Below are 15,450 nucleotides of genomic sequence, written 5' to 3'. Positions count from 1 at the left end.
TAGCACTGGGCAAAATTATGGCAAGACAGGCCTTTCACTTCTAAATACGTCCTGAGAGTAATTTTCAGTGCTATGACAGTATATTTCCCAAGGGCGATCGAGTGTAAATATCGTCCAATCGCCACAACTAATCACTAAATCATTGTTGGGGGTATCTGTATGAATCAAAGTATCGGAGCAAACACGCGTAATGTGGCCCTTGTCGGCCCCTACTCCAGTGGAAAAACCTCCTTACTGGAAAGTTTACTTTTCGTAACAGGAGCGATCACCAGAAAAGGCAAAATCAGCGATCGCAATACCGTTGGTGATAGTTCCACGCAAGCGCGGGATCGACAGATGAGTGTAGAAGTTTCCGTTGCCCACAGTCAATACCAAGACCTAAATTTTACCTTTCTCGATTGTCCCGGTTCGATCGAATTTGCCAGTGAAACCTATAATGCCCTCGTCGGGGCCGGTGCTGCTATTATCGTTTGTGAACCAGTAGTCGATCGAGTTCTCACCCTGGCTCCCTTGCTAAAATTCCTCGATGATTGGGAAATTCCGCATCTAATCTTCATCAACAAGATGGATCGCTGTAATAGTCACTTTAACGAAGTCCTACAAGCTCTCAAATCCGTTTCTAGTCGTCCCCTCGTTCCCCAGCAATATCCTATCCGTCAGAACAACGAAATTATCGGATTCATCGATTTAATCAACGAACAGGCTTATCATTACCATGCTAACAGTCCCGCCGACCCTGTAGCTTTACCCGACCACCTCAAGGAAGAAGAACAGATTGCTCGACAAGAAATGCTGGAAACGATCGCCGAATTTGACGATCATCTTTTAGAAGAACTCCTCGAAGATATTAACCCCTCCCGGGAAGAAATTCTCCAAGACTTAAAACAAGAACTGGGAGCCGATCAGATAGTACCCGTGTTCTTCGGTATGGCGGAACGGGACTATGGTGTGCGTCATCTCCTCACCGCTTTAGTGGAAGAAACACCGGCCCCGACAATTACCGCCAACCGTCGCGGTCTCGATCCCAGTGCGGATGGAGATGCAGTGGTACAAATCCTCAAAACCTATTTTACTCCCCAGGGCGGTCGCCTCTCCCTAGGGCGAATCTGGCAGGGAACCCTTAACGATGGCATGGCCTTGAACGGTGTGCGGATTGGTGGTATCTATCGTCTCATGGGACAACAACAACAACCCCTACAGCAGGCCCAAGCGGGGGAAATTATCGCTCTCGGTCGTTTGGAAGGAATCGGCACCGGAGACGTGGTTAGCAGCGGCAGTCAAAAACCCGATCTTCCCAGAGGATTACAGCTTAAACCCGTCTTTGCTCTCGCTATTGCCGCCGCAAATCGCAAGGATGAAGTTAAATTAAGTTCAGCTTTGACGAAACTGATCGAAGAAGATCCTTCCCTCTACTGGGAACAACACGGTGATACTAAAGAAGTGATTCTTTGGGGACAGGGAGAAATTCATCTGCAAGTAGCTCTCGATCGCCTAGCGCGCAAGTATAATCTACCGATGACCACCCATTTACCCCAAGTTCCCTACAAGGAAACGATCAAGGCCAGCACCAAATCCCACGGACGTTATAAACACCAAACCGGCGGCCACGGTGCTTTTGGTGATGTGTACCTCGATATTAAACCCCTGGGCCGGGGGGAAGGTTTCCAATTCCATGAAACCATTGTCGGTGGTGTCGTCCCCAAACAGTATATCCCCGGGGTGGAAACGGGAGTGCGGGAATATCTCGGTCATGGTCCGTTGGGTTTCCCCGTGGTGGATATTGATGTTACTCTCACCGATGGTTCCTATCACAGTGTCGATAGTTCCGAACAAGCTTTTAAACAAGCGGCCCGTCTAGCGATGACGGAAGGACTGCCTAAATGTCATCCGGTCTTATTAGAACCCATTCTATCGGTGACGGTTCTCGCTCCCTCAGAATACACCGCCAAGGTTTTACAGTTAATCAGTGGTAAACGCGGTCAAATTCAGGGTTTTGAAGCTTCTGCGGAGTGGAAAGGTTGGGATCAGATAACAACCTATCTCCCCCAAGCGGAAATGCACGATTTCATCGTTGAATTGCGTTCTTTGACTATGGGGGTTGGTTTCTTCCAGTGGGATGAGGATCACCTGCAAGAAGTGCCAGATAAACTACGCGATGCGGTTTTAGCTATGCAGGGTAATGGTAACAAGTAAAGTCTTCTTGGCTGTCAGTAAGGTAGAGCGATAAATTACCAAGAGATGGGCTTTTATTGGCTCATCTCTCCCTTTTCTGGCAAAAAATGACAGAAGGGTTCCATAAGATTATCCTAGTGCTATACTGCCCCAAATTAGTCTCGGAATTCTCAAACTAAGGGGATTAGAATCTTCTAGGGAAGGGATGAATCAATGGAAGATAATCTCAGGAGTGGAAATGGGCAGACCCAGCAACATACAATTAAAGTTTCAGAAAAATAACCGGTCAATCACGGAAGTTTCTCTGGGTGGTGCATCAGTTCTGGTCTGCCAAGGCAAGATGATAATTCCCGATGGGGAAACAAAAAGTGATATCAAAAGGTCATTGTGAGAGCAGTTGCCGAAGTCAGTAAAAAGGAGATGAACAATCTTAAAACATTAAGACCTGCAAGGATCAATCTCGGTTTTGTGGGATGGATGAGAATGAACTTGACAGGGTATATCGAAAAATATAAAATTTCTTGAGGGATAACCAAGAAAAAATACGGCAGTTATCTTAATGACGAGGCCGTAGGCGAAACGAGTTTATACCTTGTTTTTCAGAGAAAACCTCTCAGAGTCAATGGAATGTCTATAGTTAAAGCCTATTAAAATTAATCATTATGCTCACTTCTTATCAGGAACTACAAAAAGAACTTAGTTTGTCGTTACAAGACTTAAATAGTTTTGCCGACAAATTCCAAGAAAGTTATGATATTATAGTATCTTCAAACGAAATCAATGAGAATCACGGTGTCGGGGTTCTTTTAAAGAGAATTTTCCCTGATACTGTTCGGATAGTCTCCTTACGAACCACCAATCTCTACGGAGGAGATCAAGATTTTGGCGTCCAGAATTTCTGTCTAGATGTGCGCGGTTGTTCCTACGGGGAAATTTTAGTAAAAATTCAAAATTTATTTGTTTATTTAAAACCGAAAAGAGTCTTAGTAATTCCCTACTTTATCGAGGATTTTTATATAGCCATAGCGATTAAATCTCTCTTTCAAGTCCCCATTTGTACCTACCTGATGGATGATCAGAATGTCTATGTTGATGGCGTTGACGATGAAGCAGTTCAGAAATTACTCGATAGCAGCGATTTAATTTTAGGCATTTCTCTGCCCTTGGGCCAAGCCTATGAAAAAAAATATGGGCAGAAAATCTGGTTTATCCCTCCCCTCGTCGAAAGCTATCTGTTTCCCCCTGAAATTGTCATGCCTAATCTGATGGGGCGAGGTATTTTAATTGGTAATATTTGGTCTCAGAATTGGTTAGAAAAACTACGTCAGTTATGTCGGGAATCCCAAATAAAAATTGATTGGTATGGTAATCCCAATCGTCAATGGTTGCAATTCCAAGAGGAAGAATTAGCGCAGGATGGAATTTTCTTTCAAGGGTACTGTCCCCAAGCTGACCTAATTAACCGCCTACGTCAAGCTCCTTTTGCTCTTGTTCCCACTGGCAGTTCCCCAGAAGAACAGGATCGGCCAGAATTCTCCTATTTGAGCTTACCCTCCCGCATCCCTTTTATCGTTGCTGCCGCTAACACCCCCATTCTGGTGGTCGGTCAGAAGGATAGTGCTGCAGCTAAATTTGTGCAAGAGTATAATCTCGGTTCTGTCTGTGATTATGCGGCCGTAAATTTCTTAACAGAAATCGCCAAACTCCGCACCTATAACTATCAACTAAAACTTCGTCAGGCTAGTCATCAATTAGCCAAAAGCTTAAAAGCCGATCATTTTGATGATTGGCTCTGGCGATCATTAGAACAGGGACAACCCATCGATGATCGCTTTGCTATCTTCCAGAACCACTACATCTGCGGCAATGCTGTCATTACCCCCTGTGAAGTCAATCAACAGCACGGCACAGGGGCCCTAGTAAAAAGAATCTTTCCCGATAATCGTCAAATTATTTCCATACGTTCCGCTGATCACTACGGTGGTGAACAGAATTTTGGCGCTTTCAGTCTTCTTCTTGATCACCAGGAACTATCGCGAGCGCAAGTCTTTCAGTCAGTGCTAAAAACCCTTGGACACAACCAGATTGAGAGCGTTTTTTGTGTCCCTTACTATGCCAGCGATCTGCTGACATCGATCGCTATTAAGGAGTTATTTAATGTTCCCCTTGCCACCTACATCATGGACGATCAGAATATCTGCGTTCAGGAGATTCCCGATGATTTGATGAAAGAGTTTTTAAGCAAATGTTCCGTTCGTTTTGCCACCCATCCCGAACTCCGCGACGCTTACGAGAATAAGTACGGCTACAAATTTTGGCTCCTACCGGCGATCGTTCCCCACCGTCTCATTAATAGTGAAGTTGCCGAAGTTTCTCCCCAACGCTGTCAAGAAAAATGGGGAGCTTTATTAGGGAGCATTTGGAGTCCCCAATGGTTCCAATCTCTTTTAGAGAGTATTCAAGGAGCAGGAATTAAACTAGATTGGTATGGCAATTCTAACTATTATTGGCTCCAAGAATCTGCCGCAGAATTAGAAAAATGGGGACTTTATAGTCAAGGACTTTATCCCGAAGAACAACTAGGACAACAACTACAAGCATATCCCTTTGTTATTGTTCCCACGGGAACCATGGACGAAAGAGATGATCGGACAGAATTGTCTCGCCTTAGTTTACCCGGCCGAATTATTTTTAACCTCGCCACCGCTAACACCCCAGTAATTCTTTTAGGCAGTAATAAAACCTCGGCGGCTAACTTTATTAATCGCTTTCAAATTGGTGTGGTTTGTGATTATACACCTGAAAGTTTGGCAGCAGCCGTGGACTACGTTCTTAAACCCGAAAATCAGCAAAGAATGCGAGAAAATGCCGTTAAAGTAGCGGCAAGATTCTCGGATCAAGGTATCGATCAATGGGTGTGGCAGTCCCTAGAAAAAGAACAGGCAGCCGATGACAGATTTGAATCAATTTTACCTCGATCGCCGATCGATTTAGTTCACTTTATTGAACCCCCCGTTCCCTCAATTATTTATAAAGATTATGCTCAAGTCTATCAAGTGATGCGACGTTTACGAGGGCAAAAATATCGGCCAGATTTTGTGGTTGATGTGGGAGCTTCCCACGGTATTTGGTCTCATACCGCTAGTCAATTATTCCCTGAAGCTCGCTTTATCCTCATCGATCCGCTAATCTCAAAATACGAGCAATCGGCCAGAAATTACTATATCTGTAATATTCCTAAAGCGGAATTACTAGAAATTGCCATCTCTAATCAAGCTGGTCAGTTAAGTTTTCAAGTTTCCCCCGATTTGTACGGTAGTTCCTTGCTCACTCCCGCTGATTTTAGAAACTATGAAACGATTACAGTGGCAGTAAAAACCCTCGATCAGGTGGCGACAGATGAGCAAATTTCTGGCAGAGGAATATTAAAATTAGACGTGCAATGTGCCGAGCATATCGTCTTAGAAGGAGCGAAAGAATTTATCGCTCAGGTAGATTTGGTCGTGGCTGAACTCTCCTTTATTCGCTATGATCAGGACGCTCTCGTTTTCAATGAAATGCTTAATCTTTTGGATCAGCTTGGTTTCCGTTATTATGACGAAACCGGCGAATGGAGATCCCCCATTGATGGCACACTTCTCCAAAAAGAAGTGGTCTTTATTCGTCAAGATTTGTTAGTTCCTGAAACTAGCCGTAAAATTGAAAATTCTCCCAATCAAGCTTAAGACAATTTACCCAATTACTAGCCAAAATGATCAAACAATTATTAGCCAAAAATAAAATAGTTCAGCGAGTTAAAGCAGTCAAAGATTTATTTCTAGAAAAACTTGATTCACTCAGTCATGTCCAATTTGAACAAATCCAAAAACTGGAGAAACTGGAGAAACTGGAGAAACTTAATCAGCTTGATCCCTTAGATTTTAAGGTTGAGCAACTTAATAACTCCACGGAGCAAATCCGACAAGAAAATGCAGAAGCCAAGCGAAAGGCTGATTTATCACTGGAAAATCAAGCCTTCTTGCTCAAATTTTCCGTAGATATAATTAAAAATATTCAAGTCTTGACGGAAAAACTCCAGACAAATCACAGCCAATCTCAAAAACAGCACGAATCAACTCTCGACACTTTCCAAAAAATAGCCAGCGATGTGCGACAAGACTCCCAAAAACATAATGATATAATTCTCGATTCTTTCCAGGGAATTTATAAAGCTTACCAACAGCAAAGTGATGCTGTTTTTGGAACCATACAAAAAATACAAGAAAATATCCATCAAATCAGCGAAGACAACCGCCAAATCTTTGAAGATATTCACTCTCAAAAATATAAAGTCATTACGGATCAACAATATTTTCAAGATTTAGACATCGAATTAATGACTTATTTATATTCCTATCTTCCCCATCGTCTTGCAGTAGATATTGGCGCTAATCGAGGCGATGTTTCTAGTCGTCTCCTACAAGCTGGTTATCAAGTTTATGCCTTTGAACCTTTTCCTGCTGTAATCGATAAGCTCAAAAATCGCCTCGGTGATCATCCTAACTTTCGGCTTTTTCCCTTTGCTCTCGGTTCCGAAAATCAAACCCAAGAACTCCATATAGCAACCGATGAAACCCCAGACAACACCTATCAAGATGCCAGCTTTTATAGCAGTTTAACTAAGCATTCTCTTTCCGAAGGTTTAGTATTTACCGATACTATTCCCGTTACTGTTAAAACCCTAGCTAGTCTCCAGGATGCCGAGGAATTACCTAAAGATATTGGTTTGGTTAAAATTGACACAGAAGGCTTTGATTTAGAAGTAATCAAAGGTATGGGCAACTATCGTTATCCCGTGGTAGTTGCGGAATTTTGGGATCAAAATTTCCCCTTTGGTCGTTCGGGAGCGATGAATCAATTACCGGATTTAGTCAAGGCCATGAAAGAAAGAGATTATCATTGGCATCTAGTCATCTATCGTATTTGGGGCAGTTCCGACGTTAGTTATTACTGTAATTCTGCCTATTCCCTCGACAATTCTTGGGGCAATGTTTTCTTTTTCCAAGATTATCAGGTCTTCCATCAAGCCTTACTTTGGTCTGCTTCCGTTATGCCAGCTACTTATTTTTCAGCCTAGAAACTTAGGTGTCAATCATTTTTTTTCACAAACTAACTAACTAGGTGAGTAATGATTATGAAAAAAAATATTTCCTTAACCAGTGAAATTTTGATTCTCATCGGTTTGGGAATTGCTTTTTTGCTAGTAGGCATATTCTTTGGACCTAGATTACAACCCGTGTGGATAGATGAAGTAGTATTGGCAGAACCAGCAGCTAATCTAGCTTTATACGACAGTTTTACCTCGGCTGCTTGGTATCATCAAAATGCTCAGGAATTCCATGTTAGCACTTCTTTTCTTTATACAGTTTTGCTGGCTTTATGGATAAAAGTTTTGGGATTTAGTATTGAAAAAGTTAGGCTTTTTAATTATGTGTTAATGCTTCTTAGCATCACTGTAATCTGGTTATTTATCAAGAAATTGCCTTTAATTAAGTTTTCTTGGCTAAGAATTATCCTAGTGGTTAGTTGTCTTTTGCCAGCAGGAATTACCTTGATTTATATATCGGGAAGGTACGACACTTCCTGCATTTTCTTATCAGCACTGGTTTTGGGGGCTTTTTTAATAAAAGATGCTAAAATCCGATGGCTTACTATGACAATTATTGGATTTTTCTTTCCCCTTTCTGGATTGTCAGCAGTGGTCTTTGCCATAATTTTTGGCGTTATCCTACTCCTTTTCAACTTTCAGCGATTTTGGCGGGAATTTGTCGCTCTAGGCGGGGGGTTTATTTTAGGAATGTTATTTCTTTATGCACTTTACTCAACTAATGGTGTTTGGGATGATTTTGTTAGTCTGACTTTGGGTCAGAGTGTTGCCAATGCCAACCTTAACAGAAGTGTCATTGATATAATATTTTCCAGAGTGAGCAAACTTTTTGACAAAGATTATATTTGTGGTGGTTGCTTGAGAGATGCGTCTTTTCCCCCACTGTCACTACTGCTGATCATCTTGATATTTTATGAACTATTGACCAAATCTTTCCGGTGGCGTTCTCCTTCCTTTTTTGCTTTGATCACCGTTATTACCATACCAACTACTATGTGTTTTCTGGGGAAATATCCACTTTATTATAGTTGGATGTCGATGTTTCCCTTAATCATTTGTATCTGCTGGAGTTTTAATAATATTTTAGAAAAAAATAAGGGCAAAATTCAGACGACAATTATTAGTATAGCTTTTTTGGTTTTATTATTGTATGCCAACTTACTAGGACTACCTTCCCTAGCGCAAATTACCTTACAACAATGGGAAAAGAATGACTACACTAAAGTACAAAACTTTCTTGACAACAAAATCAATCATGAGGATCATATTTACGCTGATTTTCAAACATTCTACGCCCTCAAGTCTCGGGCTAAACGAGTTTATTTCCCCCTTTATAATGGGCAGATGACACCAGAGGATAGGGATAATCTTTCATTAATTGTCATTGATCCTAGGGCCAGTGCTAGAGCATCTTGGAATCCCGGATTAGCAGAAATTGTTGGCGACTCACTCCCCCAGTGGTACGATACAGGAGAACAGTTAGATACAGGCACTTATGGGATGAAATTGTACCGAAAAAGATAAACCCGAAGTAATTCAAAGGATATGAACTCTGAAAAACTGCAATTAAGGTCTGATTACCAAAAAATGCTTGATGACTTAGATCCTCAAGTCCTCCAGTTGGATCGACAGGTATTTAAACGACTACAAAACCTAGGTTACACCCCGAGGGTGATCTTTGATGTGGGTGCTTCTAATAGTGGCTGGTCCTACTATATCAAACAGGTGCTGCAGGAAGCTGAATTTTATCTCTTTGAACCCCTCATCGACTACAGCAGCGACTATCGGGAATTAATCTCAGAAATCCTGCGAGTCTATCCCTCCTTTCATCTGTATAAATACGCCCTAGGTGAAACCTGCGGCGAGGTGACGATGAATGTTTCCACGGACGTGGTGAGCAGTAGCCTCTTGCAAACCGGTGATGAGAGTCAGCCCATCACCCCCATCTCGGTGCAAATGTTAACAATTGATGACGCAATTGCCCGACTTGGTTTACCCCATCCCCAAGTGATCAAAATTGATACCCAAGGCTCGGAGTTGTCTATACTTAAAGGGGCCGTTAAAACCCTACCTAAAGTCGATATTCTCTTTCTCGAATGCTGGCTCTATCGGGGCTATGGCAAAAAAACTCCCCTCTTAACCGAAATCGCCGATTGGTTATTATCTTTTAATTTTCGGCTTTGGGATGTGGCCGATTCCTATCGCAATCAAGGGGGAGTGCTAACCACATTAGATTGTATTTTTGTAAATACTCAAGCCGGTATTGCCCCGATTTGGTACTATGAGAACTAGAGTGTCTTGACTTTCCTAACCCGTCTAGTCCTTGCCGTGCGAGGGAAAAGAAGAACAGTCTATTTTCTTCCCAGATATCCGATAGACCAAGTAAGCTAAACGGCTTTTACTTCGGATCACCGATATAGACTCCAAAAGGGTTATAGCTATTGGATCATGCAGGTTAAGCGCCGTTTAGCTTACCAAGTTGGAGAGCAAGGGACAGGATTAAACAGTCCCTAGATCACTATTTCGGGAAGGGGAAACTGAGCCATACTTAAGAGGGCTTTTCCTACCCCCAGTTTTTCCCGCAGGAAAAACTGGGGGTCAAGCCACCATTCAGACTGTCCAAGGAATAACTTTTTTATGTCCACAGGATTTCTACTTGCCCAAACGGGAAAGACTTGTTATAATTTTATCCGAGTAGCCGTTAGGGTCCCCCGACCTCTGGACGGACTCAAATTATCATAACCGTGAGGAGTTGAGATTAAAAACATGGCAATCAGTCAAGAAGTGTACGCTTCGTTAAATATTCTTTATGCTTCCCAAGCTCCGTCAGCCTCTGACATTAGCTTGTGGCAGACTAACCCTAGCTTGACATCCCTAAGCTGGGAAGAAACGGTTCTTGTTTTCGCCAATTCGGATGCGGCCAAAGAAACCTATCCCCTCTTGGCTGCCCCTGGAGCCGCCACCGATGCTACCAGAAAGCAGTACGTTCTAGAGGTCTTTAACAATGCCTACGGCCTACAAGAAGCCGATTTAGACCCCGCCGAGATTGACTACTGGGTTGAATGGCTCAGTCTAACCAATTCCGACGGTAGTCCCGCCGACAGCGATGGCAACGGCATCCCTAATATTCTGGATTTTCCCATCGTCCTTAACCAGTTCCAGCCCCCTGCAATTCAACAGGCCCTGCTCAACCGGGCAGAAGTAGCTCTTGATTTCGCCCAGCAGTTCTTTCAGGCAGGTATTGCCACCTTCGATCAGGCTCTCTACGATACCTCTTGGAATGTTATCAGCACCGTAACAGCTGATCCAGCCTCGGTTACAGCTGCCGAACTGCTTACCGCTCAAGCCGTGAGAGATACCATCGGTGGTGGCACGGGTACTACCTTCACCTTGCTAGATAATGGAGCCGTACTGACAGCTGCCGCTAACAGCAAAGTCGCTCCCGAAGGTAAGTTTCTCAGTACAGCCAATGATAAGGTTAGTGCTTTGACCTTCCTCAATGGTAGTTTCGTTCAAGACCCTAGCACCAGTGATAACGACGTACTGACCGCCCAGATTGTTGGTTTTGTCACTCCGAACATCGAAAACATTGAGACCATCCAATTCTCTGGTGCTGCTGGTGCTACCGTCCTACTGCAAAACATTAGCAAAGCCAAACAAGTACAGGTGGTCAAAGGTGATTTAACAATCGTTGATGCTAATAACTACGCCATCGATCTTGTGGCTGGTTACGCCAGCAATCTAACCCTACAAGAGACTGTAGGTGGCAAGGATCTCACCGTTAACCTGAACGGGACAACTGCGGGTGCCTCGATTGCGGCCAACTTATTTGATAAAAGCAAGGTCAACCTAGTCGTTAAAGCTGACAGTGTCCTGTCTAACGCTGATACAACCCTGAATACCCTTGCTCTCAATCAAACCCAGAGCAACTTCGTCATTACTGGGGACAAGAACCTAACCATTGACGGCAAGATCGATGTATTTGACGGGACTAATCGACTGGATGCCACTGACTTTACTGGGGAACTGACCCTGACTCTCGGCAAAAACAGTGATATAACCCAGATTGTCGGCGGCAAAACCAATGACACCTTCACCTTGACGGCGGAAGTAAATCAGATTAATCTTGTTAACCTCAATGGAAACGATGGCAATGACACCTTAACTGTTAAAGTTGGTGCCACTGCTGCTGCTATCAATGGTGTTACCAACGTTGAGACGATTATCTTTAAAGAAGACACCGACTTTAACACCACAATCACCACTGTGGACACCCTTGTGGCAAGTGGTGCAACTTTAACTGTTGATGCATCTTCCTTCACCACCAAAACCTTAACCTTTAATGGTGCCGCTGAAACCAATGGTTCCTTCAAGATTACTGGTGGTGCATTAGTCGATGTCCTGACAGGTGGTGACAAGAACGACACCCTTACTGGCAACGGTGATCTAGATAACCTAACTGGTGGCGGTGGTAATGACCAGTTCGTCTTGAATAAAGCCACTGCCGGTAATGATGTCACGATCACTGACTTCAGCATAGTAGCAAATAATAACGATGTGTTCGCCCTAAGTAATGCCGCCTTTACCGGTGCTCCGGCAGTGGGAGCCTCCTTGGCGGTTAGCCTTGTGGCGGGTGCAACTAACAGTGCTAATACAATCCTCGTGGATACCTTCGCGAACCTCACGGCTAATCAGACCGCCACTGGCTTAGTGCGCTTTGGTTATGCCACAGATAACGGGAAGTTGTTCTACGATGCTAATGGTAACTTCAGCACTGATCGTATTCTTATTGCGACGACTGCGGCTCTGAATTTAAATGCCAGCAACTTTGCTATCGTCGCTTAATTTCCAGTAAGCAGACGAATCCGAGTTGACTATTATAAAAGACCATCCTTTTTCAGGATGGTCTTTTATCGTTCCAGGGTTCTACCTTGGAACGATAAAAGGGAGGGAGACCCTCACTTTTATAGTGGGTTATAGTAGGGTTAATTCATGAATTAACCCTACTCTTGATAAGGGGGGTGCCGATCCCCCCTTCCCCCCTTGATAAGGGTGGTGATAGCTTCAATTTCCTTGCGACTTTTCTGGGGGAAATCGCTTTAAGAGTTCCTGCTTGGAACAATGGAGAAGTAAAGGAGTAAATTCTTCTGGGGACAGTTGTAAAATCCGGCTGATAATAGCTTGCAGTGGTGGGTCTAACTCACCGAAACGGACTCGGAGCAGGTTTTCCACCACCCGACGTTCCCCCTCTTGCAGACCCCGTTCTAGACCCCGTTCTAGACCCCGTTCCAGACCCCGTTCTTCTCCTTCGGCCAGTGCCTCTTGATAGACTCTCGTTTGTTTTAAATCACTTAGTCCAAACATAGCTTCAATTTCCTCGCGACTTTTCTGGGGTAATTTGTAAATGATGATACTTTCGATTAGGTCAATTAACTGCCGTTGACTGGACTGGTCGGTGATTTCTTCTCTGGTCCGCTCGATTAGGGTTTGAGCAGTCCTCACCGCTGCCGTTTCCGACTCTACTACTAATTTAATCACACCGATTCCTAAGGAGGGATGGGACACCTGGGGCAATTCATCGAGATAAATGCGTCTAACGCTCGATAAATTGAGGATTTCGCCAAAATGCAGGGATTGTTCCCGTTCCACCCCACGATGGGGATAAATGACGACAATTTGCCAGGGGTGAGGTGGTTGATATTGTTTTAAAAATAGGAACAATTCCGCAAAAAGTCGATAGTAGAGGGTGTCGTCCGCTTGGAACTGCACTTCCACTAGGTAGAGGGGTTGCTGAATATCTTCTCTGAGTGGCATAAATAAGCCATCGAGACGGAAAGAGAGTTGTTTCACCTCTTGGGAGGTAAATTGATAGTTTGCTGCCCCCGGTTGCGGTTGTCCGATTAGGTTAAAGAAACTGTCGGGAAAGCGCAGGAATATTTGGTAAAAGATACTGTCAGTTTTCACGAGAAATCTCGCTTCTAGGGTTTATTGGCAGTTGCCGAATTGCTTGGCTAAACGGTTAATACTCTAGTATTAATAGGCATTGTATAATTTTTTCTCCTTGCTGTCACCAACAAAAATCTAGGGGACATGGCTCTTTTCCTGTATAATCAAGTCTTAATTTTAGGAATTGTCATTATATTTGAGGAAAATCTATGAGTTGGACAGAAGGATATGTATTGGAAGTTAACTACACTAGCGGCTTTTACGGCGAGTTAAGTCCCCTAAAATTAGGTTTAGCCACTTTGATTAAATCCATTCACCCCCCCGATTCCGGTCAAGAATTTACCTATTGTGAATTGGCCTGTGGTCAGGGTTTTACCACGAATATTTTAGCGGCTACCTATCCCCATGCCCAATTTTATGCCAATGATTTCAATCCTAGCCATATCGCCACAGCTAGAGATTTAGCGGCCAAGGCGGGAATGAAGAATATTCTTTTCTTTGATGATAGTTTTGAGGAATTTTTAGAGAGAGATTTACCTCAATTTGACTTCATCAGTCTGCACGGAATTTATAGCTGGATTAGTGCCAGAAATCGCCAAGCAATAGTTGATTTTATGCTCCGCAATCTCAAGGTGGGGGGATTAGTTTATATCTCCTATAATGCCCTGCCGGGTTGGTCAGCAGCGATGCCGATGCAAGCTTTAATGTTGCGTCATGGTCAACATAGTTCCGAACCAATTTTAACCCGCATTGAACAGGCGCTTAATTTTACAGGAGAATTATTAGAGGCTAATGCTAGTTATTTTGCCCAAAATCCAATTTTAAAAAATCGTTACGAGCGCCTAAAGGAACAAAATCGTTATTATTTAGCTCACGAGTATTTTAATCAGGAATGGAATTCTTTTTACTTCGATGAAGTGGCGAAAGAATTAGAGGATGCGAAACTTAAATATGTGGGTTCTGCCCATATTAATGACCATATTGATGCGGTCAATCTCTCCCCAGTTGCCCAAGAAAAATTAGCAAAAATCAGCGACCCAATCTATCGGGAAGTGGTGCGAGATTTCTTTGTTAATAGCCAATTCCGTCGTGATATTTTTATTCGAGGCTCTTTAGGTTTAACCAACCAAGAACAGCTTAAACAACTACAAGAAACCCGGTTTGCCCTGCTTGTTAATCCCGCAAATATCAAGTTCGAGCAGCAGTTTCCCGTGGGAGAAGTCAAGTTACAGGAGGCAATTTATCAGCCAATTTGTGAAGTTTTGGCAGAATCTCCCCAAACTTTACAGCAACTGCAAAATCATCCCAAAACCTCAAATATTAACTTAAATGGTCTTTACCAAGCTCTCGTGATTTTAACTGGTATTGGCTATATTCATCCTGCTGTGGATGAGCAAACTTGCCAACAACGGAAACCATCTACTGATGCTTTTAATAATGCAGTGAAAGCGAAAGCAGTCTATAGTGAGGAATTAAGCTTTTTAGCTTCTCCTTTGATTGGGACTGGAGTAGTGGTCAATCGTTTAGAACAATTATTCCTCTTGGCTAAATCCTCTAACCAAGATGCCGTACAATTTGTCTGGCAAATTTTGGCAAGTCAAGGCAAAAAAGTGGTTAAAGATGGGAAAACTTTGGAAACAGAGGAGGAAAATATTACTCATCTGAAAAAAGTGTACGAGCAGTTTAGTGAAGAACGTTTACTAACATTGCAAAAACTAGGTATTTAGTAAATAAACTAAGATGTAAGTAGCTGGTTATAATTAAATTAAAAATGGATTTTAGGTTCGATCCCCCCTTAATCCCCCCTTGATAAGGGGGGCGCTGATCCCCCCTTAATCCCCCCTTGATAAGCTATCCATTAGTCAGATCTTTCTTAACAAAAAGAGAAGAAACTTAAAAAAAGGGGAAACGATTGATAGGTATAGTTTTGAAAGAAGGAATTAAGGTGGAGGTAAGCAAAAAAATGGAGAAATGGGCAGCCCAAGAATTACAATATGCAGACCTAGGGAACACCAGAAGAAAGAAAAGGTTAATCAGTATCGTAGAAAACTTGGCCAGTCAACCTAGTACAAGTGTGCCACAAGCTTCGGGAAATCTAGCCGCAGCGAGTGCCACCTACGACTTTTGGAATTCCCCCTATTTTCACCCCTCAGATATAATTGCCGCCCAAGCTAAAAGTACAGTAG

General features: G+C 43.1%; 9 protein-coding genes and 1 pseudogene. 9 read left to right on the top strand and 1 reads right to left on the bottom strand.

Annotation, left to right across the window (positions count from 1 at the left end; all coding sequences use genetic code 11):
• Nucleotides 1-159 precede the first annotated feature (159 nt).
• From IQ224_RS06325 to IQ224_RS06300, 7 genes and pseudogenes are all read left to right on the top strand, one after another.
• Complete coding sequence (locus IQ224_RS06325; protein WP_036401875.1) at nt 160-2,193, top strand: elongation factor G; 2,034 nt, start codon at nt 160-162, stop codon at nt 2,191-2,193.
• A gap of 154 nt (nt 2,194-2,347) precedes the next feature.
• Nucleotides 2,348-2,563, top strand: a pseudogene (locus IQ224_RS23855) (hypothetical protein); the annotation flags it as partial.
• Nucleotides 2,564-2,834: 271 nt separating this feature from the next.
• Nucleotides 2,835-5,897: an FkbM family methyltransferase gene (locus IQ224_RS06320; protein ID WP_194032716.1), complete on the top strand. Its 3,063-nt coding sequence runs from the start codon at nt 2,835-2,837 to the stop codon at nt 5,895-5,897.
• A 26-nt stretch (nt 5,898-5,923) separates the two neighbouring features.
• On the top strand, nt 5,924-7,288 hold the full coding sequence (locus tag IQ224_RS06315) for an FkbM family methyltransferase (RefSeq protein ID WP_194032715.1): 1,365 nt from the start codon (nt 5,924-5,926) through the stop codon (nt 7,286-7,288).
• Nucleotides 7,289-7,345: 57 nt separating this feature from the next.
• Nucleotides 7,346-8,842, top strand: coding sequence for a glycosyltransferase family 39 protein (locus IQ224_RS06310; protein ID WP_228036113.1), 1,497 nt, complete (start codon nt 7,346-7,348; stop codon nt 8,840-8,842).
• 21 nt (nt 8,843-8,863) lie between these two features.
• Entirely contained in the window at nt 8,864-9,610 is a 747-nt protein-coding gene (locus IQ224_RS06305; RefSeq protein ID WP_194032713.1) for an FkbM family methyltransferase, read from the top strand.
• Nucleotides 9,611-10,084: 474 nt separating this feature from the next.
• Nucleotides 10,085-12,163 carry a calcium-binding protein gene (locus tag IQ224_RS06300; RefSeq protein ID WP_194032712.1) on the top strand — a complete coding sequence of 693 codons (2,079 nt, stop codon included), beginning with the start codon at nt 10,085-10,087 and terminating at the stop codon, nt 12,161-12,163.
• Nucleotides 12,164-12,382: 219 nt separating this feature from the next.
• Here IQ224_RS06300 and IQ224_RS06295 read toward each other — a convergent pair whose 3' ends face one another.
• Entirely contained in the window at nt 12,383-13,282 is a 900-nt protein-coding gene (locus IQ224_RS06295; protein WP_194032711.1) for an Rpn family recombination-promoting nuclease/putative transposase, read from the bottom strand.
• Between the two features lie 191 nt (nt 13,283-13,473).
• Between IQ224_RS06295 and IQ224_RS06290 the strand changes: the two genes are divergently transcribed.
• Nucleotides 13,474-14,991: a class I SAM-dependent methyltransferase gene (locus IQ224_RS06290; RefSeq protein WP_036401867.1), complete on the top strand. Its 1,518-nt coding sequence runs from the start codon at nt 13,474-13,476 to the stop codon at nt 14,989-14,991.
• 236 nt (nt 14,992-15,227) lie between these two features.
• Nucleotides 15,228-15,450, top strand: a 223-nt coding sequence (locus tag IQ224_RS06285) for a transposase (RefSeq protein ID WP_194032720.1), incomplete at its 3' end; no start/stop codon positions are given.

It is taken from the genome of Microcystis sp. LEGE 00066, from assembly GCF_015207925.1.
In the GTDB taxonomy this organism is placed as follows: domain Bacteria; phylum Cyanobacteriota; class Cyanobacteriia; order Cyanobacteriales; family Microcystaceae; genus Microcystis; species Microcystis ichthyoblabe_A.
The sequence above is the reverse complement of the archived record's forward strand: the minus strand, read 5'-3'. Positions and strand labels throughout refer to the sequence as shown.

Coding starts and splice junctions, on each gene's coding strand:
- IQ224_RS06315 (WP_194032715.1), top strand. CDS start 5,924: ATGATCAAACAATTATTAGCCAAAAATAAAATAGTTCAGCGAGTTAAA.
- IQ224_RS06300 (WP_194032712.1), top strand. CDS start 10,085: ATGGCAATCAGTCAAGAAGTGTACGCTTCGTTAAATATTCTTTATGCT.
- IQ224_RS06290 (WP_036401867.1), top strand. CDS start 13,474: ATGAGTTGGACAGAAGGATATGTATTGGAAGTTAACTACACTAGCGGC.
- IQ224_RS06305 (WP_194032713.1), top strand. CDS start 8,864: ATGAACTCTGAAAAACTGCAATTAAGGTCTGATTACCAAAAAATGCTT.
- IQ224_RS06325 (WP_036401875.1), top strand. CDS start 160: ATGAATCAAAGTATCGGAGCAAACACGCGTAATGTGGCCCTTGTCGGC.
- IQ224_RS06310 (WP_228036113.1), top strand. CDS start 7,346: ATGAAAAAAAATATTTCCTTAACCAGTGAAATTTTGATTCTCATCGGT.
- IQ224_RS06320 (WP_194032716.1), top strand. CDS start 2,835: ATGCTCACTTCTTATCAGGAACTACAAAAAGAACTTAGTTTGTCGTTA.